Genomic DNA, 275 nt, shown 5'->3' with positions numbered 1-275 from the left:
CCAGATGATCACCTGGTCGGTGGCGCTCAGGTGGGCCGGGTGCAGCAAGCCATCGAGCAGGGCGCCAAGGCCCATGCCCGACGGGCCGCTGGCCAGGTCCACGAGGATCGCGCACATCAGCGCACCACCCAGCAGGGCCAGCAGCCAGAAGCGGCGGGCCAGCAGGCGGCGATAGCCTTGGCTGGCGGTGGCGAGGTCGAGGGTTTGAGTGGTCATTGGATTCGCAGCCTTGAAAACGACGAAAATCCCTGCCGGTACACGGTCAGTGTGGGAGC

1 pseudogene is annotated in these 275 nt (G+C 66.9%); it reads right to left on the bottom strand.

Annotated features, from left to right (window positions below):
• A pseudogene (locus HX846_RS34455) lies at nt 1-216 on the bottom strand (iron ABC transporter permease); the annotation flags it as partial.
• Nucleotides 217-275 lie beyond the last annotated feature (59 nt).

This window comes from Pseudomonas sp. K5002, assembly GCF_013386655.1.
Classification (GTDB): domain Bacteria; phylum Pseudomonadota; class Gammaproteobacteria; order Pseudomonadales; family Pseudomonadaceae; genus Aquipseudomonas.
The sequence above is the reverse complement of the archived record's forward strand: the minus strand, read 5'-3'. Positions and strand labels throughout refer to the sequence as shown.